Genomic DNA, 22,109 nt, shown 5'->3' with positions numbered 1-22,109 from the left:
TGTCTATAGCTTAACTTTATATACATTACCAAAACGATCTGTCACACACACTTCTATTAAAGCCTCACGATTCTTAGGAAGAGCACGGAACATGTGTTCTGTCCTTATCGGAGAAATCCAATCATACTCTACACGTTTCTTGTCCGAGCAAATGGCCTTCGCTTCCGGGTCAAAACCTGTGAAATGCTCCATTTCACCCATATATTTCCCGTCCTCATACCATTCCACCTTCCACTCTTCATCCCAATTCCAGACATTCGCAAGAATATACTCAGGATAATCCCTTGAAGCCCCCACCGGATAAGCCCTGAACTGATGTTCGATAGGATACCCCGCACTCTTATAACGCCAAGTCAGCTTGTTTCCGTCAACTTCATATACACCATAACCGCTGGGAGTGCCATCGGTACAGATATCAGCTTTCCAAAAAGTACCACATACAGCCGCAGTATTATGCTCCATCAGACTGTCATTGAATACAACATTACCGTTGTTATGGGTATGGCCAGTAAGCAAATGCGCCTCGTATCCTTTCAAAAGATCATACAAACTTGAAGCATTGCTGGTTTCATCAGGAAGCAGAGCATTAAATTCCAACTCCTTGGTAGAACTGGAGGGGATATGCATGGAAACAAACACCAAATGGTCTTTCGGAACAAAAGCCAAATCCTTCTCAATCCATTGCAAAGTACGCTCATCAATATAACCTATATAGCGATAATTCCTATTGATATAGTAACAGTTATCAAGCACGATATAATGGGCTTTTCCACGATTAAAGGAATAATAGATAGGACCGAAACACTCTTCATAGGTCTTATACGAATGTTCGTAGGAACGGACCCCATATTCCATATCATGATTTCCAATCACACGGTACATGGGGACATCCAACACGTCCGATGTCTGTTTATATGAAGGAAAAAGCGACAAGGCATTGCCTACAATATCACCACAGTCCAACACAAACAAATCATATTCTGAATGTCTGTTTATAAACTCCCTCATATCCTTCAGGTACTCCGCATAAGCCGCAACATCCTCGCCTTTTCCCAGCTGGACATCAGCCTGAACCAAGAAAAGATGTCTATCATCATTCCTTTGATTCTTGACCAAAGAAAAATCATATATAAAGGTCCCTTCTATAATATGCTGATAGAATAAAGGAAGGCTACCGTCCCGTTGAGGCAAATAGCCTGTAGGAGTAGTGACATATACAAAACGGGCGTCACGATGGTAAGGAATGGTATACTTGCCGGAAGCATCGGTCAAGACACAATCGAAACCGTTCGTTACTACCACATTCGCGACCCCATACCCCTGACATTTCACTTGTCCGGTTATAGCAAGTGGATTCTGTGCCATCATATTCAAGTGAACAACAGAAATAAAAAATACAAATAACAGTCTTGTCATGATCTCCATATTACTTTAGATTAAAAAAATCTTTATATCTATTATACAAGTGTCCTGCCTGTAAATATGCTGATTGAGGACTCATAAAATGAGAAAACTCAAAAGTGATGGCCTTGTCATAACCGGCTCGCTTGGCAGCCTCCAACTTCATCCGTAACTTGTCAAACTTGATAGGTAAAAAGTCAATGGGCATGTCACGATCAAAGGTTTCAGCGTTTGTCCAACATTTCATGCCATACTTATCAGCCAGTTTTTTGTTCACCGTAAAGAAAGCATCCAGTTCATCGTAATCGATATGTCCGTCCTGAAAAGCACAGGCATCAACCACATCATGAATGCCATCGAAAATTTCATTCCACTCCCTTTCATGCTCCTGAACAGAAACCGCATCCTCCTTTGTCAACTTATCTGTACCCATCACGGCCTTTTTCCCGTCAATCCACGGAGAAATAAAAGTCGGCAAACCGCCGGAGACATCCTTGCATTGTTTGCCCATCGCATGAAAGGCATCAATGACACCCTTCGTCTTACGGCTTATCTCACCACTGATATACCATCCGCCGAAACTCTTGTACTTCTCACCGTACCTGCTCCACACCTCATCAATCACATACTTGTTATCCTCAACCTCCCACGAAAGGTCACCGGTATCCCAGTACTTGCCCGAATCATATAAACCAAAATAGAACTTCATGTGATATTTCCCCGCCAGACGAAGGAACATGTCCAACAAATCGACAGAAGGCATATAACACCCTTTACCCAGCAAATGCGCCGAAGGATAAGTAATGAATTTGCGATAACCCGACCGGATCATTATGACCGTGTCAATTCCAATACTCTGCATATACCGGAAATCCTGATCCCATTCCCTTTCCCCCCAATTCTGATGGGGAATATCATGGGATATCTCATCCAAGAACGTGCCGGTAATTTTAAGCGCATCGCCCATGGGGACCAGCATGGAAGAGGCAGACTCTTGAGAAAAGAAGTAATCCCCATCACTCTCCCGCCCCAACAATGAAGGGGCCATGAATGCAGACGCACCGAACAAAGCAGTCCTCTTTAAAAAATCCCTGCGTGTTTTCATTATTAATAAAATTAAGATCAACCATTATATATTAAACCTATCGAACAGATTTTTTAAGATAAAAAATCAATTATGTTTTTCATTGTTTAGATATTAATCGTTATTATTCAATTACTACGCTGCAAATATAGATATATTTATTATCTTTGCAAGAGTTAATAAAGTATTTAATTAATATATAACCTACAATTAATATACGTTAACACGCAATTACCAAATAATTTACATAATAACAAATTAAATACATAATATTTCCGAATAACAAACCCGTATATATTAATATAATAAACAAAATAGAGCAAATAACATAAAAATACATACCTATGAAACAGAATTTATTAAAAGAAATGGAAACCGGGAGCAAGAATGCACTCTTAAAAAAAAGGATCATCACACATTATATATATAATGGGAGCTCCACTATTACCGACTTGGCCAAGGAACTCGATCTGAGTGTGCCCACAACCACCAAATTCATCAATGAAATGTGTGAGGACAACTATATAAACGACTATGGGAAACTGGAGACCAGTAGCGGCCGCCATCCAAGCCTATATGGACTCAATCCGGAATCAGGATACTTCATCGGAGTGGACATTAAGAAATTTGCCATAAACATCGGACTGATCAATTTCAAGGGGGATATGGTGGAAATCAGGATGAACATACCATACAAGTTCGAAAATACACAGGAAGCTTTGGAAGAACTGTGTGCACTCATCCGAAACTTCATAAAGGGAACAGAAATCAACGACAAGAAGATAATGAACATCTGCATCAACATCTCCGGAAGGGTAAATCCGGAATCAGGATATAGTTTCAGCATGTTCAACTTTTCAGAGCGTCCTTTGGCGGATGTATTGAATGAAAAAATAGGGTACCCGGTCTGCATAGACAACGACACAAGGGCCATGACCTATGGAGAGCATATGCAAGGATGCGTCAAAGGGGAAAAAGACATCATTTTTGTCAACATAAGCTGGGGACTCGGAATCGGCATCATCATAGACGGGAAGGTATACACGGGAAAATCTGGATTTTCCGGAGAATTCGGGCACGTCAATGTTTTCGACAATGAAATACTGTGCCACTGCGGCAAAAAAGGATGCCTAGAAACGGAAGCCTCAGGATCGGCACTGCACCGCATCCTGTTGGAAAGAATCGGTAGCGGAGAAAGTTCCATACTATCAAAACGGACTGCAGAAAATCCGCCCACCTTGGATGAAATCATCACCGCAGTCAATAAAGAGGACTTGCTATGCATTGAGATAGTGGAAGAAATAGGCCAAAAACTGGGAAGGCAAATAGCTGGATTAATAAGCATATTCAATCCGGAACTAGTAATAATCGGGGGTACATTATCATCAACAGGAGACTATATAGTGCAGCCAATCAAAACGGCAATAAGGAAATACTCATTGAATCTGGTCAACAAAGACGCCACGGTGACTGTTTCCAAGCTAAAAGACAAGGCTGGAGTAGTTGGGGCCTGCATGCTGGCACGGAGCAGAATGTTCGAAATTTAAGACGGCCATTGCCAGCATAATGGGATTGACAAAGAGCATACCAAGAACACAACTATCATATGCAAAAATATTGAAAAAGCAAGTCAGTAGTTGGTTACTGATAAAAGCACAAAGTGACGAAGCGGACTAATTCATAGCCCTCTGAGAATATACTGGAATAAAACTTTTCACTTTCGAACAAATGTATTACATTTGTTCCCAGTTATAACCCCCATTACCTATAAGTATGCAAATATCAGACAGCATTGTCATCATCCCCACCTACAACGAACGGGAGAATATAGAAAATATCATCCGTGCCGTTTTTGCTCTGGAACATGGTTTTCACATCCTTGTCATTGAAGACGGTTCGCCCGACGGAACGGCAGATCTCGTCAGAACCTTACAGAAAGAGTTCCCCAAACGCCTCTTCATGGTGGAGCGCAAAGGAAAGCTGGGATTGGGAACAGCCTATATAGCCGGCTTTAAGTGGGCATTGCAACGAGACTATGAGTATGTATTCGAAATGGATGCCGACTTCAGCCACAATCCCCAAGACCTGCCCCGTCTCTACCGGGCCTGCTCCGAAGAGGGTGCCGATGTAGCCATCGGTTCACGTTATGTGAGTGGTGTGAACGTAGTGAACTGGCCCATGGGACGTGTACTGATGTCTTATTTTGCCTCCAAATATGTACGCTTCATCACGGGGCTGCCCATCCACGATACTACAGCCGGATTTGTATGTTACCGCCGCCGGGTATTGGAGACTATCAATCTGGACGGTATCCGCTTCAAAGGATACGCCTTCCAGATAGAAATGAAATTCACCGCCTACAAATGCGGCTTCAAGGTAAAGGAAGTGCCTGTCATCTTCATCAATCGCGAACTGGGCACTTCCAAAATGAACAGCAGTATTTTTGGTGAAGCCGTATTCGGAGTGATTCGGTTGAAATGGAACAGTTGGTTTCATAAATATCCTACTGTAGATAAGGAGATGAAGTGATGGGTGATAGAGTGATAGGGGTTTACTATAAATATTAGGAAGATATGAAAAGAACATTGATACATAACGCTACGATTGTCAACGAAGGACAATCCGTGAAAGGTTCCGTAGTGATAGAAGACGGGCGCATTGCAGAGGTACTGACCAACTGGAAACCTCTCTCTGCCCCTTGTGATGAAACCATAGATGCCACCGGATGCTATCTGTTGCCGGGCATCATCGATGACCATGTACATTTTCGCGATCCCGGGCTAACCCACAAAGCGGACATCCTCACCGAAAGCCGTGCGGCTGCCGCAGGTGGTGTGACCTCCATCATGGATATGCCCAATACAAATCCAGTGACCACTACACTGGATGCTTTGAACGCCAAGCTCGATTTACTGAACGAAAAGTGTATCGTAAACCATTCCTGCTACTTCGGTGCAACAAACAACAACTACAGCGAATTCGGCAAGCTGGACAAGCACCGTGTCTGCGGTATCAAGCTATTCATGGGTTCCAGTACCGGAAACATGCTGGTAGACAAGATGAACAGCCTGCTAAATATTTTCAATGGTACAGACATGCTGATTGCCGCCCACTGCGAAGACCAGGAAACCATCAAGAACAATATTGCCAAGTATAAGGAAATGTTTGCCGGAGAGAATGATATTCCCATAGGCAAGCATCCCTACATCCGCTCTTCGGCAGCATGCTATGCATCCTCTGAACTGGCAGTACGGCTGGCAAGAATTGCCGGAGCACGGTTGCATATCCTGCATGTGTCCACAGCTAAGGAACTGCAATTATTCAATGACTATTCACTTTCCGAGAAGCATATCACCGCCGAAGCATGCGTTGCCCATCTCCTCTTCACGCTCAGTGACTATCGCACGTTGGGTACACGTATCAAGTGTAATCCTGCCATTAAGAAGCAAGCCGACCGCGATGCCCTGCGTGCAGCCGTCAACTCCGGCCTGATAGACGTAATAGCCACCGACCATGCCCCCCATCTGCTCGCCGAGAAAGAAGGGGGTGCTTTGAAAGCCATGTCCGGCATGCCGATGATACAGTTTTCGCTTGTCAGCATGCTGCAACTGGTAGATGAGGGAATATTCACTCTCGAGACCATCGTTGAAAAAATGTGCCATGCTCCCGCACAAATCTACCACATCAACGAGCGCGGCTATATCCGTGAAGGTTACCGGGCAGACCTTGTGCTGGTACGCCCCGATACCCCGTGGGAAGTGACAGCCGACAAAGTTTTGAGCAAATGCGGCTGGAGCCCATTGGAAGGACATACCTTCAACTGGAAAGTGGAAAGGACTTTTGCCAACGGACATCCCGTTTATACTGACGGTATGGTGGACGACGCTTATCGTGGCGAGGAACTGAGATTTGGGGAGTGAAGGCTAGGAATTAAGGATTAGGGATTAAATGGGATGAAAAGGACAATACTGGCACCGGGGCATGAATTGCTTTCGTATCGGATTCATGAAGTAACCCCTTACATCAACTGGATTTATTTCTTCCATGCCTGGGGCTTCCAGCCTCGCTTTGCGGCTATTGCCAACATCCATGGCTGCGATTCCTGCCGTGCACTTTGGCTGACGACCTTTCCCGAGGAGGAACGTACCAAAGCTTCCGAAGCCATGCAGCTCTTCAAGGAAGCCAATAGAATGCTCGACCGACTGGACGAAACAATCTCCATCCATTGCATCTTCAGGCTTTGCCAGGCAAATGCAGATGGAGATAACCTCTTGATAGAAGGAACAACCTTCCCTCTGCTCCGACAGCAGACACCACAACCCGATGGCGGTCCATTTCTCTGTCTGAGTGATTTTGTACGTCCCCTCTCTTCGGACACACCCGACATCGTAGGGCTTTTCGCCTCTACCATCAGTGAAGAGGCCGAAGAGACTTACAAGAACGACCCTTACAAACATCTCCTTGTACAAACCTTGAACGACCGCCTCGCCGAAGCCGCCACAGAAAAGATGCACGAATATGTCCGCAAGGAGGCTTGGGGCTATGCCCCCGACGAATCCTTGTCCATTCCGGATTTGCTGGTCGAGAAGTACCAAGGCATCCGCCCCGCTGTGGGATACCCCTCCCTACCCGACCAATCCGTGAATTTCTTGCTGGACGAACTGCTCGGCATGAAACAGATAGGCATCACGCTGACTGAACATGGAGCCATGCACCCTCACTCCTCCGTCTGCGGCATGATGCTGGCACATCCCGCATCCCGATACTTTGCAGTGGGCAAGATTGGAGAGGACCAGCTGGAAGACTACGCCCGCCGCCGGGGAATGCCAATAGGGAATATGCGGAAGTTTCTGGCAGGAAATATAGAAAGCGTATCATAATGCTGATAATTCGGTACATTAAAAAAGGAGTTACACAGACGACACAGATTAAACAGATTTTCACTGATAATTTTGTTCATCATGAATTTCTCATCTGTGGTCATCTGTTTAATCTGTGTCACCTATGTGCCATAAAAAATAATCCTTTTGAACTGTGATTTATCGCCCCTTTCCGCGACTAACAGTGCAAAGCAACTCGAAAGAAGCAAAAAGATGGAAAATGCAGAACAAGAGTTTGTATCCGTGGTACGAGAGTATGAGCGCGTGATATATAAGGTGTGCTATCTGTACACCACGCCCAACGCTACCCTCAACGACTTATATCAGGAAGTGGTACTCAACTTATGGAAAGCATTTCCCAAGTTCCGGCGGGAGTGCAAGATTTCAACATGGATTTACCGCATCGCACTGAACACGTGCATCAGCTTTATCCGCAAAGAAAAGAACATCCCCGAAATCGTTACCCTCAACCAAGAAGCCGACCGGACTGAAGAAACCGACGAGACACAAGCCATGCTACGGCAACTCTACCGGATGATAAACCGGCTGGGACAATTGGAAAAATCCATCATCCTGCTCTATCTGGAAGAGAAAAGCTACGAAGAAATTGCCGAAATCACCGGGCTGACTTTGACAAACGTTGCCACCAAGCTCAGCCGCATCAAAGACAAATTGAAAAGAATGAATAAGGAGGAATAGATATATGGAACTGGATGAACTGAAGAAATCATGGAACGCACTGAATGAACAGTTGCAGAAAGAACCGATTGCTGATGAACAGCAGATTACAGAACTGATTGCCGGCTACAAGGCAAATACCCGCAAAAGTCTGGGACGCCTCGTAGTCATACAACGCTTCTCTATCGGAATAGGAACGATATGTCTGGCTACCCTTCTTCTTATATGGCTGCTACTGCCCACCTTCGGTTTCAACGAACAACTACAAGAAAAGATTGTTCCCTTTTTAGGGTTCATTGCCATCAGCATTCTCGCAGGCATGTGGTGGGACTGGAAAACATACCGTTGGAATAAGAATACACATATTGAAGAAATGAGTGTTGCCGAAGTCAGCCGCCGTATGACCACTTTCCGCCAATGGACCAAATATGAGGTGATGGGCATCTCCATCTGGATTATCCTTTTCAATATCCTCAATTATTGGGTGATGGAATATCATCTGATGTCCGTTGGCGTGCAAGCCATACTGATTACCCTCTTTGTAGTATTTGATGCGTTGATTATCTATATTCTCTACAAAAAAGTGATTTATAAACATCTGGACAATATTAAAAAGAACATTGAAGAATTGAAAGATATATGCACCGAGTAACTCTTGTTTTCATCCTTTTCCTTCTCATCCCCGACCTTTACATTTACTTGGTTTATGTAGTAAGAAAAACCAGAAAGACATTTCTACGCAGCCTCTATTGGCTTCCCACCTTATTGCTGGCGGCAGGCTATGTTTACTTCATGTTCCTTACGGGCGACAATGCGATGTCAAACCATACGCAGGCTATAGGCAGACTGGCAATTACCATCATGCTGTTTGTCTTTCCAAAAACCATATTCATGCTTTGCTCTCTGGTGGGAGTACTGGCGCACTTCATCATCCGTCGTTGTCCCCGCAGCCCGTTCACCGCTATAGGACTGGTTTTAGCTGTCGTCAGCTTCTTCAATATCCTCTACGGAACTTTTGCAGGCATCACCCGTTTCGATACGAAAGAAGTAGAATATCGTTCTGCCAATATTCCGGAAGGTTTCGACGGCTACCGCATCGTGCAGATATCGGACATACACATCGGCAGTTGGCAGGGCAATCCGGAACCCATCAAACAATTGGTCGATTCAGTCAACGGACAGAAGCCGGACCTGATTGTCTTCACCGGTGACCTCGTGAACCAGCAGAGCCATGAACTGGATGGTTTCCAAGAAATACTCTCCCAACTGTACGCACCGGACGGAGTATACTCCATCCTCGGTAACCATGACTATGGCTCATACTATCACTGGCAAAGCCCGAAAGCAGAAATCGCCAATCTGGACTATTTAATCCGGCAGCAGAAAGCAATGGGATGGAAACTGCTGAACAATGAGCATGACATCCTTTATCACAAAGGTGACAGCATAGCCCTCATCGGTGTGGAAAACGATGGCGAGCCTCCTTTCTCCCAATTTGCAGACTTACCGCAAGCCATGCAGGGTACGGAAGGGATGTTCCAAATATTGCTCAGCCATAACCCTACCCACTGGAGGCGCGAGGTACTGCCCCAATCGGATATTTCACTGATGCTTGCAGGACATACCCACGCCATGCAAGGCATCTTGTTCGGACACTCCCTTGCCGAACTTATCTATCCGGAATGGAGAGGAATGTACTACGAAGGCAAAAGGGCTTTGTACGTAAATATTGGCATCGGCTATGTGGGACTGCCGTTCCGGTTCGGGGCATGGCCGGAAATTACAGTACTAAAATTAGTAAGAGAGAAAGAGTGACGAAATAAGAAAAAGGTATATCTTTGTAGCAATAAAAAATCCGACACCTATGAAGATACTTTATATCACTTATCAGGTTTGCTTTGCGTTGCCTATTTTATTGGTACTGACTATCCTTACAGCATTGGTCACCATTATCGGTTCGCTGATAGGGGGGGCGCATACCTGGGGGTACTATCCCGGTAAAATCTGGTCACAGCTCATCTGCTATATACTGCTTATTCCGGTGGAGGTGCATGGAAGGGAGAAAATACACAAACGTACTTCTTACGTGTTTGTGCCCAATCACCAAGGCGCCTTCGACATATTCCTGATATACGGATTCCTGGGACGGAACTTCAAATGGATGATGAAGAAGAGCCTGCGCAAAATCCCGTTTGTCGGTAAGGCATGCGAAAGCGCAGGACATATCTTCGTCGACCGTTCCAGTCCCAAGAAGGTGCTTGCCACCATGCGGCAGGCAGAATCATCTTTGAAAGACGGCGTATCACTGGTAGTATTTCCCGAAGGAGCACGTACCTTCACGGGACACATGGGCTACTTCAAGAGAGGTGCTTTCCAGCTGGCGGATGAACTGCAACTGGAAGTAGTACCCGTCACGATAGACGGCTCGTTCGAGATTCTTCCACGCACCGGAAAGTGGATACACCGCCACCGGATGATACTGACCATCCATGAACCTATTCCTCCCAAAGGGAAAGGGGCAGAAAACATCAAAGCAAGTATGAACGAGGCTTATGCGGCAGTGGAGAGTGCATTGCCGGAAAAGTATAAAGGGATGGTGAAGAACGAAGACCAAGACAGATAAAAACATAATGATAAACGGGAATGCCTGAATATCTTATCAAGATATTCAGGCATTCCCGTTTATCATTATCAACTCATTCCTATTTATTTCTGTCCTCCTACAGAAGCATTTTGCTTCATGCGCTTCTGCTCTTCAATCAGCTGCATGTTCTCCTTCGCCTTTGTAAGGAAATCTTTCACCAAAGTATTCTCTTTAAAAGACAAGGGAGCAGTTCTCATGATGTCCTCAATCTGCGGAGTCATCACCGGATAGGGCAGTGTGCTGCACATCATCATGAATACACTGGGACCCAGCACGTTCTCAAAGTTATCTACAATGAACTGACGGACGTAGTCGTTCATCTCCTTCACAAGTGTTTCGCCTTCCTTTGCCAACTGTCCATGCACATCATCCAGATTGGCACCGTCCAGCACCATACGCGCCTCTTTGCGTTCCAGCTCCTCTATCTTTACCTCTAGGGAATTGCGTTTGTCTATAAACTCGTACAACTTGTCATTCAAAGAGGTTCCTTTGGCAATCAACTGGGTATTGGAGATGGAAACTACGATTTTACCATCTTCCAGCACCAAAGGCATAATACCCTCTTGATCCATATAAAGAGTCACCATCATCACGGAATCGGTCCGGCCTTTCATCTTGAAATGCCCATGGATAACCTCTGCCGAGTCAACATTCACCCATTGCCCGTTCCGAAGCGTCTTGAGAAACAACATCTTTCCGTCAAGGCTGGTTACCGAAGAACTGCCCTCTATCTTATACTTGCGGTTGCAAGAAGTAAAGAGCACAAGCAGGAGCAAAAAGGGTAAAATGCGGTTCACACTCATTCTAATCATGCAAGAAACGATTTTTGAATTACACCCAGCAAAGGTATTAATATTCCTTATAAACCGGATAGAAAGAAAGGATTTTTCATTCGGTTTACGTATTTTTGCACAATTATAAATGATAAAAATAGAGAAAATATACATGTCAACCTATGCACCTTTTGCCAAACCGCTCTATGTAATGCTGAAACCGGTAGGTGCGGTATGCAATCTGGCATGCGATTATTGCTATTATCTGGAGAAATCCAAACTATATAGAGACAACCCCAAGCATGTAATGAGTGATGAACTTCTGGAAAAGTTTATCGAGGAGTACATCAACTCACAGACCATGCCCCAGGTTCTGTTCACCTGGCATGGCGGAGAGACACTGATGCGTCCGCTGTCTTTCTACAAACGGGCCATGGAGCTGCAAAGGAAATATGCCAACGGACGCACCATCGACAACTGCATACAGACCAACGGCACGTTGCTCACCGATGAATGGTGCCGGTTTTTCAAAGAAAACAACTGGTTGGTGGGCGTCTCCATAGACGGACCGCAAGAGTTCCATGACGAATACCGGAAGAACAAGCAGGGCAAGCCCTCTTTTGTCAAGGTGATGCAGGGCATCAACCTGCTGAAAAAGCACGGTGTGGAATGGAACGGAATGGCAGTGGTCAATGACTACAACGCCGACTATCCGCTGGACTTCTATAATTTTTTCAAGGAGATAGGATGCCATTACATCCAGTTTGCCCCCATCGTGGAGCGCATTGCCCCTCATGGGGACGGACGCCATCTTGCCTCCCTGGCAGACAAAGAAAAGAGCACGCAGCTGGCAGACTTCTCCGTCACGCCGGAACAATGGGGAGACTTCCTATGCGCCTTGTTCGACGAATGGGTAAAGCAGGACGTGGGGACTTACTACATACAGCTGTTCGACTCTACCCTTGCCAACTGGATAGGCGAACAGCCGGGTGTATGTTCCATGGCAAAGACGTGCGGCCATGCAGGTGTTATGGAGTTCAACGGAGACGTATATACCTGCGACCATTTTGTTTTCCCCGAATATAAACTGGGCAACATCCATCAGAATACACTGGTGGAGATGATGTACGGCGAACGGCAACAAGCCTTCGGACTGATGAAGCAACAATCGCTCCCCACCCAATGCAGGGAGTGTGAATGGCTGTTTGCCTGCAACGGCGAATGCCCAAAGAACCGTTTTGTATGTACAGCCGACGGGGAGCCGGGACTGAATTACCTTTGTGCAGGATATCATAAGTTCTTCAGTCACGCAGCCCCATACATGGACTTTATGAAGAACGAACTGATGAACCAGCGTCCGCCTGCAAACATTATGGAAGCAATAAGAAACAATGCCATCAAGCCATAAGCCCACAAGCGATAACAATGAAATTCAAAGACATTACTTAATAATTGATTATATGAAGATTACATTTAAGAAAGGTTTGCTTGCGGCCATTGCCGCACTGACAATCTGCTCTGCGCGTGCAGACGAAGGAATGTGGTTACTGCAACTGATGAAACAGCAGAACTCCATCGACATGATGAAGAAACAAGGACTGAAGCTGGAGGCTGACGACCTCTACAATCCCAACGGCGTATCACTGAAAGATGCCGTAGGTATCTTTGGCGGCGGCTGTACCGGCGAAATCATCTCTCCGGAAGGACTGATTCTGACCAATCACCATTGCGGATACGGTGCCATACAGCAGCACAGCAGCGTGGAACACGATTATCTGACAGATGGTTTCTGGGCCATGAACCGTAGTGAAGAACTGCCCACCCCGGGATTGAAATTCCGTTTCGTGCACCGCATTGTAGACATCACCGACCTTGTCAACGCTAAAATAAAGGCAGGCGAAGTGACGGAAATCGATGCACTGACTTCCCCGTTCCTCAGCAAACTGGCAAAGGAAGAACTGGAAAAGAGCGATTTGAAGGGTAAACCGGGCATTGAAGTGCGCGCACTCCCCTTCTATGCAGGAAACAAATTCTATATGTTCTATTATAAGGTATACAGCGACGTGCGTATGGTTGCCGCTCCTCCCTCCTCGGTAGGTAAGTTTGGCGGTGAAACCGACAACTGGATGTGGCCGCGCCACACGGGCGACTTCTCCATGTTCCGCATCTATGCCGATGCCAACGGAGAGCCTGCAGAATACAGTGAAAGCAATGTACCCCTGAAAACGCCGAAGTTCTTGCCCATCTCCATCAAAGGCCTGAACGAGGGTGACTACGCCATGATTATGGGCTTTCCCGGCAGCACAGAACGTTACCTCACCCAGAGCGAAGTGAAGCAACGCATGAACGCCGTGAACCAGGCAATGATTGACATGCGCGGCGTACGCCTCGAAGTGCTGCGCAAGTATATGGATGCCAGTGACAAGACCCGCATCCAGTATGCCAGCAAGTTTGCCGGAAGCAGTAACTACTGGAAAAACTCCATTGGTATGAACAAGGCAATCATCGACAATGACGTGTTGAGCGCCAAAGCCGAAATCGAGAAAAAGTATGCCGCCTTTGCCCAAGGAAAACCCGAATACGAGGGTGTGGTAGAGAAAATTGATGCCATCATCGAGAAAAGCACCCCCACGCTGCGCCAGCTCTACTATACCAACGAAGCATTGCGCGGTGCTATCGAATTCGGCAGTACCTACCTTATTATGGATAACATAAAGAAAGCGCTCGAAGAGAAGAACGACTCATTGCTGCAAGCTTCGAAGAAGCAGTTGGAAAATGCCTACGATGGCATCCACAATAAAGACTACGACCACGAAGTGGACCGCGCCGTAGCCAAAGCCATCCTGCCCGCCCTTGCCAAGGCACTGAACGCCAACGAGCTGCCCTCCTTCTACCAAACCATCAACGGAGAGTTCAAGGGCGACTACGACGCATACGTAGACAACATTTACGACAACTCCATCCTCTCCAACCGCAAGAACCTGGATAAATTCCTGGCAAAGCCCACCGTGAAAGCCATTGAGAAAGACCCTGCTACGGCTTACTCGCGCTCCAAGAACGAAAAGCTGCAGGAACTCGGAAAGCAATACATGGAACTGGAAAGCGGAATGGAACTGCTCCACAAGGCCTACATCCGTGGCTTGGGTGAAATGAAACAGCCCGTCCCCTCCTATCCGGATGCCAACTTCACCATGCGTCTGACCTATGGTAATGTAAAATCATACAGCCCGCGCGATGCTGTACACTACGACTACTATACCACTACCGACGGTATCCTTGAAAAAGAGAATCCCGAAGACCGTGAATTCGTAGTACCCGCCAAGCTGAAAGAACTGATTCAGAAGAAAGACTTCGGACGCTACGCCATGGCAGACGGCACCATGCCGGTTTGCTTCCTCACGACGAACGACATCACCGGCGGCAACTCCGGCAGCCCCGTCATCAATGGCGAAGGACAGCTCATCGGTACTGCTTTCGACGGCAACTGGGAGTCTCTGAGCGGTGACATCAACTTCAACAATGACCTGCAGCGTTGCATTGCACTGGACATCCGCTACGTGCTCTTCATCCTCGACAAGCTGGGCAACTGCGGACATTTGATAAACGAAATGCACATCGTAGAATAAATAAAAGCCTCTGAGAGATTACCTCCCATACTGAATGGCATTCACTATACGACTGAATGCCATTCAGTCGCATACTTAACCCTATTCAGTCGTATACTGAATAGCCCCCCTCTCAGATGCTCTTCTAACGCACATCACCATGAAAAGAATCCTATTATCATTATTCATTACATCTTCTGTCCTTGCCGCACACGCCGACGAAGGTATGTGGATGCTCACCGACCTACAAAAGCAGAACGAAGTAGCCATGACGGAACTCGGCCTGCTCATCCCCGCCAACCAAATCTACAATCCCGACGGCATTGCCCTGAAGGATGCCGTGGTACATTTTGGCGGCGGCTGTACCGGCGAAGTCATCTCTGCCGAAGGCCTGGTACTGACCAACCACCACTGCGGCTATAGCGCCATACAGCAACATAGCTCGGTGGAACATGACTACCTGACCGACGGTTTCTGGGCCATGTCCCGCGAAGAGGAGCTTCCCTGCAAGGGACTCACCGTCACCTACGTCGACCGGATACTGGACGTGACAGACTACGTAAACGAACAACTGAAAACCGACGACGACCCGAACGGCACCAATTATCTGTCTCCCAAATACCTGAAAACAGTAGCCGACCGCTTCGCCAAGTCCGAAGGCATCACCCTGACACCCGGCCGCAAACTGGAACTGAAAGCCTTCTACGGTGGCAACAGATACTATCTATTCGTAAAAACCACTTATAGCGACATCCGCATGGTAGGCGCTCCCCCCTCCTCCATCGGCAAGTTCGGTGCAGACACCGACAACTGGATGTGGCCCCGCCACACGGGAGATTTCTCCATCTTCCGCATCTATGCCGACAAAGACGGGAAACCCGCCGCTTACAGCAAAGACAACGTCCCCCTGAAAGTGAAGAAACACCTCACCATCAGCCTCGACGGCTATCGCGAGGGCGACTTTACCTTCGTCATGGGCTTCCCCGGACGCAACTGGCGCTACATGATTTCCGACGAAGTAGAGGAACGCATGCAAACCACCAACTTCATGCGCCACCACGTGCGTGACGTACGCCAGAAAGCTCTGATGAAGCAGATGCTGCAAGACGATGCCGTACGCATCCACTATGCCAGCAAGTATGCATCTTCTGCCAACTACTGGAAAAATGCCATCGGTATGAACGAAGGCCTCGTCCGTCTGAAAGTATTGGACACCAAACGTGCACAGCAAGAGGCACTCCTGGCACGCGGACGCTCGCTGAACGACAATAGCTATCAGCAGGCATTCGACCAGATACGCGCCATCGTAAAGCAACGCCGTCCAGCCCTCTACCACCAGCAAGCCATTCAGGAAGCACTGGTGACGGGACTCGATTTCATGCGTATCCCCAGTACCGCAAGACTGGTGTCTGCCTTGAAGAACAAGGACAAGAAACAGATTGCAGCAGCTAAAGACAGCCTTCAGAAGGCAGCCGACCGCTACTTCGCCTCTGTCCCCTTCCCCGAAGTGGAACGTATCGTTGGCAAGGAAATGCTAAAAACCTACATGAAGTATATCCCTGCCGAACAACGCATCGGTATTTTCCAAATCATAGACAAGCGTTTCAAGGGCAACAGCGACGCTTTCATCGACGCCTGCTTCGAACATTCCATCTTCGGCAACAAGGAGAACTTTGCCAAGTTCATCCGCAAGCCCAGCCTCTACAAGATTAATACAGACTGGATGGTCTTGCTGAAATATTCCATCACGGACGGCCTGCTTCAGACCTCCATTGCCATGATGGATGCCAATAAAAACTACAATGCCGCCCACAAGGTATGGGTAAAGGGCATGATGGACATGAAACTTGCCAATGGTCAGCCCATCTATCCGGATGCCAACTCCACCTTGCGCCTGACCTACGGTCAAGTACTCCCCTACGCTCCGGCAGACGGTGTGAAATATGATTACTACACCACTCTGAAAGGAGCCATGGAGAAGGAAGACCCCGACAATTGGGAGTTTGTAGTCCCCGCCAAACTGAAACAGCTGTACCAGGCAAAGGATTTCGGACGTTATGCCATGCCGAACGGCGAAATGCCCATCTGCTTCATTGTCAACACAGACAATACCGGTGGAAACTCCGGCAGCCCCGTGTTCAATGCCAAAGGAGAACTGATAGGTACCGGCTTTGACCGCAATTACGAAGGTCTGACTGGCGACATTGCCTTCCGTCCGTCCTCCCAACGAGCAGCATGTGTAGACATCCGCTACACCTTGTTCATCATCGACAAATACGCGGGAGCTTCGCATCTCATTGAAGAGATGACGATTAAATAATGATTTAGCGAACAAATCCTCCTCCTATTTTGTTATCATTACAAATAAATAAAAACAGAAAGGAAAAAATTATGGAAAAGTTTGAAGAATTGATACAATCAGAAAAGCCCATTTTAGTTGATTTCTTTGCAACCTGGTGTGGCCCGTGCAAGGCCATGCATCCGGTACTGGAAGAACTCAAAAACGAAATAGGAGATGCTGCCCGTATCGCCAAAATAGATGTAGACCAGCACGAAGAACTTGCTGCCCGCTACCGTATACAAGCAGTACCGACATTTATCGTATTTAAGAAAGGCGAAGCCGTATGGCGCCACTCGGGTGTCATCAGCGGTAAGGATTTGAAAGCCGTTATAGAACAAAACTCTTAACAAGAAGAAATGAAGAAGATTATAACAATAGTTGTCCTTGTGTTTTCCAGCATGCTGGCCTACGCTCAAACAAGCGGAGAGGTTGTCGTCATGAACAAAGCCATGTTTATCAAGAATGTGTTCGACTATGAGAAATCCCAGGACTGGAAATACAAGGGAAGCAAGCCTGCCATCATAGACTTATATGCCGACTGGTGCGGACCTTGCCGCATGGTGGCTCCCATTATGAAGGAACTGGCCAAAGAGTATGCCGATAAAATCGTTGTCTACAAAGTCAATGTGGATAAAGAAAAAGAATTGGCAGCGTTGTTCAATGCAACAAGCATCCCCCTTTTTGTATTCATCCCTATGAATGGAGAGCCTCAGCTCTTCCGCGGAGCAGCCGATAAGGCTACCTACAAAAAGGCGATTGATGACTTTTTACTGAAAACAGAATAGTTCATAATAGAAAGAAAAACTCCTGACTACCTTTACAAAAAGGCAAGTCAGGAGTTTTTGTATCCTATTCACTCAAAACACGATAGGCATCTCTTTCCATTCTCCTCCGTGTAGTTCCATCACCGATTCATATCCAGCTTTCCTCAAGGCACGCAAAGCTTCGGGACGTCCGTTGCTTATCCGTTCCGGATAGTGTGAATCACTGTTTACCTGCACACGTACACCCAAATCATGCAGGTAGGAGAAATACCGCTCATTGGGATAGAAAGTGCCCAAGTCATGATAGGCTTTGGTATTGACCTCTACCTGATAGCCGCGACGGGCAATATCTGCGAAATACGCCCTAACCAGCTCATCATACCAAGGCTCGTCCAGCAATCCCGGGCGATAGCATGCTGCATTGTAGTGCATCTTATCGGCATGGCCCACAATATCGAAACCTCCCAGCTCGAGCATCCTCGTCAACCGGCCGTAATAGAGACGGACCACATGCTCCAAATCACCGCAAAAATGTCCGTCTACAATGGTCTTAAAGGTATCCGCAGATACATCTACATCCACCACTTCCCCTTTGTCATTGTAGAGAAGATGTACAGAACCGATACGGTAGTCCAACGGCAACTCCCTGAAACGGGCGATGGACGGATTGCTCGCTTCATTCAGATAATCAATCTCCAGACCGATATACAGTTCGATACGTCCGGCATACTTCTCCTTCAGACGGTGGAATTCAGACAGATAATCGTCCATCCTGTCCCACTCCATAGTCCATGCCGTAGAAAAAGGCAATGGAGCATGCGATGAAAAGCCATAAGATGTAAAACCTTCACTCAATGCAAAACGCACAAAGTCCTCCATGCCGGCACGTCCGTCACAAAAAAGGCTATGGCTATGATAGTTCGTCAGATTTCCCACTTTCCTAATTCTATAATTTCAATTCTTAATTTTTAATTCCGGACTTCAGTTCGATTCTATCTCGCTCAACTCCAGCCAGCGCAATGTCTTTTCGTCAATCAAGTCCGACAGTTCCGGCAAACGCTTCGACTTCTCCGTCAGTTCGTCCACAGACAAGGTGCCGCTGCACAGAGCTTCTTCAATCACTTTCTTTTCAGTTTCCAGATCGGCTATCTCCTGTTCCAATTGCTCAAACTCGCGCTTTTCCTTGAAAGACATACGACGCTTATCGTTCAGACGCACCTTCGCCGTCTTATCCTCCTGAGCCTTGGTAACTTCCTTCTCTTTCTCCTTCTCCTGATGAGCTTTCGCATCTTTCCAGTCGCGGTATTGTGTATAGTTGCCAGGGAAGTCCCGGATGTCTCCTTGTCCGTTGAACACCAACAGATGGTCTACCACTTTATCCATGAAATAGCGGTCGTGGCTCACCACCATCACACACCCTTTGAAGTTCTGCAAATACTCCTCCAGCACATTCAGTGTCACAATATCAAGGTCATTGGTCGGCTCATCCAGCACCAGAAAGTTGGGATTGCGCATCAGGACCGTACACAGATAGAGGCGGCGGCGTTCTCCCCCACTCAACTTGTAGACATAGCTGTGCTGTGTCTCGGGAGTAAATAGGAAATGTTGCAAGAATTGCGATGCCGTCAGCTTCTTGCCGTTACCCAGTTCTATGACTTCGGCAATGTCCTGCACTACATCAATCACTTTCATCTGTTCGTCAAACTGCAAGCCGTCCTGCGAGTAGTAACCGAAACGGACTGTCTCGCCAATATCCAGCGTGCCGCTGTCTGCCTGCTCCAACCCCATCAGTATCTTGATGAAGGTCGACTTGCCCGTACCATTGTTCCCAACGATACCCATTTTTTCGTAACGGGAGAAGATGTAGGAGAAATCATCCAGAATCTTCAAGTCACCAAAGGATTTGTACAGATGGTCTGCTTCGAATATCTTGCTGCCTATGTAAGAAGCCTTGACATCCAGTTTGACGTTGTCGTTGTTGAAACGCTGCTTAGCCACCTTCTCCAACTCGTAAAAGGCATCCTCCCGATAACGCGCCTTGTGTCCGCGGGCTTGCGGCATGCGGCGCATCCATTCCAACTCTGTGCGGTAGAGGTTGTTGGCACGCTCTATCTCCACAGTCTTTGCCTCGATACGCTCTTGGCGCTTCTCCAGATAATAGCTGTAATTGCCTTTATACTGATAAATCTGCCGGTTGTCTATCTCTACGATTTCGGAACATACACGGTCGAGGAAATAACGGTCATGCGTCACCATCAGCAAGCTGAGGTTGTTCCGGCGGAGATATTCCTCCAACCACTCCGTCATATCGAGGTCGAGGTGGTTGGTAGGCTCGTCCAATATCAACAAATCGGGTTCAGTGATAAGAGTATTGGCAAGTGCCACACGCTTCAACTGCCCACCGGACAGGTATTTTACGTGCTGACTGAAATCACGTATCTTGAGTTGGGATAGAATCTGCTTTGCCTTCTGTTCGTACTCCCAAGCCTTTTCATGGTCCATACGCACCAGAATTTCGTCCAAACCGGGATGCCCCTCCGTCTCCATGCAACGTTCATACTCCTTGATTAACTCGACAGTACTGTTGCCATGATGAAAGCACGCTTCGAGCACGGTCAGCTCTTCTGGGTACTGCGGGTCTTGTTCCAGATAACCCACACGCAAGTCACGACGGAAGGAAATGGTGCCACTGTCATACCCTTCCTTGCCAGAAAGGATATTGAGCAACGTTGTCTTGCCACTGCCGTTCTTGGCTATCAGTCCGACACGCTGTCCCTCGGACAAGCCCAAAGAGATATTTTCGAATAGTACCAAGTCACCGAACGACTTGGTCAGGTTTTCCACCTGAAGAATTGAATTTACTGCTGCCAATGCTTTAATAGTTGATAAATGAAAATTGAAAGTTGAAACTCACAGTACCAAGATGACCGGACCTTAGAACAAGGAGCTGTATACCTCCGGCAGATTCACTTTACCTCCTGCCTTTACTTTGCTCCAAACCAGCTTCATGGGGTCTATCCATTCACCGGTAGACGTATTCAGCAATATGGGCGCTTCCCGGTTTCCATCCACCAAGGTACGCCATTCCATACCATCCACTTCATTGGCGAAAATAACACAAAGCACAATGCCAAAAGCCAGCCACGCATCTTTCTTTTTAGGGCTGATGTTGCTTTCTTCCATCATCTGCTGCATCTTGGCAATGTCTTCCTCCGCTCCTTGAAAATTCTTCTTCAGTAACTCCTTTACAGTAGTATCCACCCACTCGTATGCTTCGTTAATCTGATAGATTTCCGAAAGCCGCACCGGAATTATCTCCGCCGGATACTTCATCCCATCCTTACGCGTTTCCAGCGAAGCGATAATCTTCTCCGCTTCTGCAACCGACTCTCCCTTCTTCACCGTAAACGAACATTCAAAGGCAACTTCATCCGCACCCGTTATCCATAAATGAGAAGTATAGTACGCACCTTCTTCCTCGAACATCTCCTTACTATATGCACATTCCATCCGGCCTATCCTGACCGGAGTGGCAGCGGAGTTTTCCCGCAACTCTTGCTTCACGGAGTCCTTGCCATATGTAGCATTCCCTTTGAAAGCCGAAATGCGAAAATTACCGGTCCACTCATTGGGATTATAGAAAAGGAAAGAACCTTCCCCATCTTCGAATTCATTCCAGTCTGCCGGGTAAGTCATGGAAAACCATGCTCCCGGAGAGATAAATTTCTTGCTTTGTTCCATATATAGACTAATCTTTGCAAAGACAGTTCATACCATCTTAGCTATTTTTCGCAAAGATAGTGTAAACCGAATGCAAAATAAAATGAACTTGTTCATTTTTTATGCTGAGGTGCAGCCTATCTTCGCTTTTAGAGCAAAAGTAACATTACCGCCGTTGATATGCAAACAAACGAAACAAAAAACAGCCGATTCTCACGA

19 protein-coding genes are annotated in these 22,109 nt (G+C 47.0%); 13 read left to right on the top strand and 6 right to left on the bottom strand.

Annotation, left to right across the window (positions count from 1 at the left end):
- Nucleotides 1-3: 3 nt before the first annotated feature.
- Together JXR92_RS09825 and JXR92_RS09820 are read right to left on the bottom strand one after the other, a co-directional pair.
- The gene (locus tag JXR92_RS09825; protein ID WP_138345739.1) at nt 4-1,425 is read right to left on the bottom strand and encodes a calcineurin-like phosphoesterase C-terminal domain-containing protein; all 1,422 of its coding nucleotides are present in this window, start codon (nt 1,423-1,425) and stop codon (nt 4-6) included.
- A 1-nt stretch (nt 1,426) separates the two neighbouring features.
- A complete protein-coding gene (locus JXR92_RS09820; RefSeq protein ID WP_131225988.1) occupies nt 1,427-2,506 on the bottom strand; it encodes a DUF4434 domain-containing protein in 1,080 nt (359 codons plus the stop codon).
- Nucleotides 2,507-2,829: 323 nt separating this feature from the next.
- Between JXR92_RS09820 and JXR92_RS09815 the strand changes: the two genes are divergently transcribed.
- From JXR92_RS09815 to JXR92_RS09780, 8 genes are all read left to right on the top strand, one after another.
- Nucleotides 2,830-4,032: an ROK family transcriptional regulator gene (locus JXR92_RS09815; protein ID WP_117866658.1), complete on the top strand. Its 1,203-nt coding sequence runs from the start codon at nt 2,830-2,832 to the stop codon at nt 4,030-4,032.
- Between the two features lie 226 nt (nt 4,033-4,258).
- Nucleotides 4,259-5,014 carry a polyprenol monophosphomannose synthase gene (locus JXR92_RS09810; RefSeq protein WP_138345741.1) on the top strand — a complete coding sequence of 252 codons (756 nt, stop codon included), beginning with the start codon at nt 4,259-4,261 and terminating at the stop codon, nt 5,012-5,014.
- 44 nt (nt 5,015-5,058) lie between these two features.
- Entirely contained in the window at nt 5,059-6,405 is a 1,347-nt protein-coding gene (locus JXR92_RS09805; RefSeq protein WP_117887544.1) for a dihydroorotase, read from the top strand.
- 33 nt (nt 6,406-6,438) lie between these two features.
- Entirely contained in the window at nt 6,439-7,365 is a 927-nt protein-coding gene (locus JXR92_RS09800) for a vitamin B12 dependent-methionine synthase activation domain-containing protein (protein ID WP_117887543.1), read from the top strand.
- 213 nt (nt 7,366-7,578) lie between these two features.
- Nucleotides 7,579-8,064: an RNA polymerase sigma factor gene (locus JXR92_RS09795; RefSeq protein ID WP_057088092.1), complete on the top strand. Its 486-nt coding sequence runs from the start codon at nt 7,579-7,581 to the stop codon at nt 8,062-8,064.
- 4 nt (nt 8,065-8,068) lie between these two features.
- Nucleotides 8,069-8,695 (top strand): hypothetical protein, encoded by a 627-nt coding sequence (locus JXR92_RS09790; RefSeq protein ID WP_005836003.1) that lies wholly within the window; start codon nt 8,069-8,071, stop codon nt 8,693-8,695.
- Nucleotides 8,683-9,858 carry a metallophosphoesterase gene (locus JXR92_RS09785; RefSeq protein WP_117600752.1) on the top strand — a complete coding sequence of 392 codons (1,176 nt, stop codon included), beginning with the start codon at nt 8,683-8,685 and terminating at the stop codon, nt 9,856-9,858. Before JXR92_RS09790 ends, JXR92_RS09785 begins: the two co-directional genes overlap by 13 nt.
- Nucleotides 9,859-9,907: 49 nt before the next feature.
- Entirely contained in the window at nt 9,908-10,666 is a 759-nt protein-coding gene (locus tag JXR92_RS09780; protein WP_009036804.1) for a lysophospholipid acyltransferase family protein, read from the top strand.
- An 83-nt stretch (nt 10,667-10,749) separates the two neighbouring features.
- On the opposite strand, the gene JXR92_RS09775 is transcribed toward JXR92_RS09780, so the two are convergent.
- A complete protein-coding gene (locus JXR92_RS09775; RefSeq protein ID WP_117600751.1) occupies nt 10,750-11,499 on the bottom strand; it encodes a DUF4369 domain-containing protein in 750 nt (249 codons plus the stop codon).
- Nucleotides 11,500-11,632: 133 nt separating this feature from the next.
- Between JXR92_RS09775 and JXR92_RS09770 the strand changes: the two genes are divergently transcribed.
- The 5 genes from JXR92_RS09770 (at nt 11,633) to JXR92_RS09750 (ending at nt 18,191) form a co-directional block, all read left to right on the top strand.
- Nucleotides 11,633-12,868 (top strand): anaerobic sulfatase-maturation protein, encoded by a 1,236-nt coding sequence (locus JXR92_RS09770; protein WP_117965517.1) that lies wholly within the window; start codon nt 11,633-11,635, stop codon nt 12,866-12,868.
- 52 nt (nt 12,869-12,920) lie between these two features.
- Nucleotides 12,921-15,086 carry a S46 family peptidase gene (locus JXR92_RS09765; RefSeq protein WP_138345743.1) on the top strand — a complete coding sequence of 722 codons (2,166 nt, stop codon included), beginning with the start codon at nt 12,921-12,923 and terminating at the stop codon, nt 15,084-15,086.
- A gap of 139 nt (nt 15,087-15,225) precedes the next feature.
- Nucleotides 15,226-17,385, top strand: coding sequence for a S46 family peptidase (locus tag JXR92_RS09760; RefSeq protein ID WP_117965474.1), 2,160 nt, complete (start codon nt 15,226-15,228; stop codon nt 17,383-17,385).
- Between the two features lie 71 nt (nt 17,386-17,456).
- Nucleotides 17,457-17,753, top strand: a complete 297-nt coding sequence (gene trxA, locus JXR92_RS09755; RefSeq protein WP_131225980.1) for a thioredoxin — start codon at nt 17,457-17,459, stop codon at nt 17,751-17,753.
- A 9-nt stretch (nt 17,754-17,762) separates the two neighbouring features.
- Nucleotides 17,763-18,191, top strand: a complete 429-nt coding sequence (locus JXR92_RS09750) for a thioredoxin family protein (protein WP_117965476.1) — start codon at nt 17,763-17,765, stop codon at nt 18,189-18,191.
- A 72-nt stretch (nt 18,192-18,263) separates the two neighbouring features.
- Here the strand turns inward: JXR92_RS09750 and JXR92_RS09745 are convergent, their stop codons facing one another.
- The 3 genes from JXR92_RS09745 to JXR92_RS09735 all read right to left on the bottom strand — a co-directional run bounded on the left by JXR92_RS09745 (nt 18,264) and on the right by JXR92_RS09735 (nt 21,911).
- Nucleotides 18,264-19,106 carry a histidinol-phosphatase gene (locus tag JXR92_RS09745; protein ID WP_117600748.1) on the bottom strand — a complete coding sequence of 281 codons (843 nt, stop codon included), beginning with the start codon at nt 19,104-19,106 and terminating at the stop codon, nt 18,264-18,266.
- A gap of 45 nt (nt 19,107-19,151) precedes the next feature.
- Nucleotides 19,152-21,041 carry an ABC-F family ATP-binding cassette domain-containing protein gene (locus tag JXR92_RS09740; protein WP_117600747.1) on the bottom strand — a complete coding sequence of 630 codons (1,890 nt, stop codon included), beginning with the start codon at nt 21,039-21,041 and terminating at the stop codon, nt 19,152-19,154.
- A 63-nt stretch (nt 21,042-21,104) separates the two neighbouring features.
- A complete protein-coding gene (locus JXR92_RS09735; RefSeq protein ID WP_138345745.1) occupies nt 21,105-21,911 on the bottom strand; it encodes a DUF3805 domain-containing protein in 807 nt (268 codons plus the stop codon).
- Nucleotides 21,912-22,109: the final 198 nt, after the last annotated feature.

Origin of the sequence: Bacteroides parvus (genome assembly GCF_017309675.2) — a bacterium.
GTDB classification, from domain to species: domain Bacteria; phylum Bacteroidota; class Bacteroidia; order Bacteroidales; family Bacteroidaceae; genus Bacteroides; species Bacteroides uniformis.
The sequence above is the reverse complement of the archived record's forward strand: the minus strand, read 5'-3'. Positions and strand labels throughout refer to the sequence as shown.

What these genes read in the sequence shown, in the direction of transcription:
- JXR92_RS09775 (WP_117600751.1), bottom strand. Translation starts at nt 11,499, where the DNA reads ATGATTAGAATGAGTGTGAACCGCATTTTACCCTTTTTGCTCCTGCTT.
- JXR92_RS09825 (WP_138345739.1), bottom strand. Translation starts at nt 1,425, where the DNA reads ATGGAGATCATGACAAGACTGTTATTTGTATTTTTTATTTCTGTTGTT.
- JXR92_RS09760 (WP_117965474.1), top strand. Translation starts at nt 15,226, where the DNA reads ATGAAAAGAATCCTATTATCATTATTCATTACATCTTCTGTCCTTGCC.
- JXR92_RS09800 (WP_117887543.1), top strand. Translation starts at nt 6,439, where the DNA reads ATGAAAAGGACAATACTGGCACCGGGGCATGAATTGCTTTCGTATCGG.
- JXR92_RS09815 (WP_117866658.1), top strand. Translation starts at nt 2,830, where the DNA reads ATGAAACAGAATTTATTAAAAGAAATGGAAACCGGGAGCAAGAATGCA.
- trxA (WP_131225980.1), top strand. Translation starts at nt 17,457, where the DNA reads ATGGAAAAGTTTGAAGAATTGATACAATCAGAAAAGCCCATTTTAGTT.
- JXR92_RS09765 (WP_138345743.1), top strand. Translation starts at nt 12,921, where the DNA reads ATGAAGATTACATTTAAGAAAGGTTTGCTTGCGGCCATTGCCGCACTG.
- JXR92_RS09790 (WP_005836003.1), top strand. Translation starts at nt 8,069, where the DNA reads ATGGAACTGGATGAACTGAAGAAATCATGGAACGCACTGAATGAACAG.
- JXR92_RS09810 (WP_138345741.1), top strand. Translation starts at nt 4,259, where the DNA reads ATGCAAATATCAGACAGCATTGTCATCATCCCCACCTACAACGAACGG.
- JXR92_RS09820 (WP_131225988.1), bottom strand. Translation starts at nt 2,506, where the DNA reads ATGAAAACACGCAGGGATTTTTTAAAGAGGACTGCTTTGTTCGGTGCG.
- JXR92_RS09785 (WP_117600752.1), top strand. Translation starts at nt 8,683, where the DNA reads ATGCACCGAGTAACTCTTGTTTTCATCCTTTTCCTTCTCATCCCCGAC.
- JXR92_RS09805 (WP_117887544.1), top strand. Translation starts at nt 5,059, where the DNA reads ATGAAAAGAACATTGATACATAACGCTACGATTGTCAACGAAGGACAA.
- JXR92_RS09795 (WP_057088092.1), top strand. Translation starts at nt 7,579, where the DNA reads ATGGAAAATGCAGAACAAGAGTTTGTATCCGTGGTACGAGAGTATGAG.
- JXR92_RS09780 (WP_009036804.1), top strand. Translation starts at nt 9,908, where the DNA reads ATGAAGATACTTTATATCACTTATCAGGTTTGCTTTGCGTTGCCTATT.
- JXR92_RS09770 (WP_117965517.1), top strand. Translation starts at nt 11,633, where the DNA reads ATGTCAACCTATGCACCTTTTGCCAAACCGCTCTATGTAATGCTGAAA.
- JXR92_RS09735 (WP_138345745.1), bottom strand. Translation starts at nt 21,911, where the DNA reads ATGGAACAAAGCAAGAAATTTATCTCTCCGGGAGCATGGTTTTCCATG.
- JXR92_RS09750 (WP_117965476.1), top strand. Translation starts at nt 17,763, where the DNA reads ATGAAGAAGATTATAACAATAGTTGTCCTTGTGTTTTCCAGCATGCTG.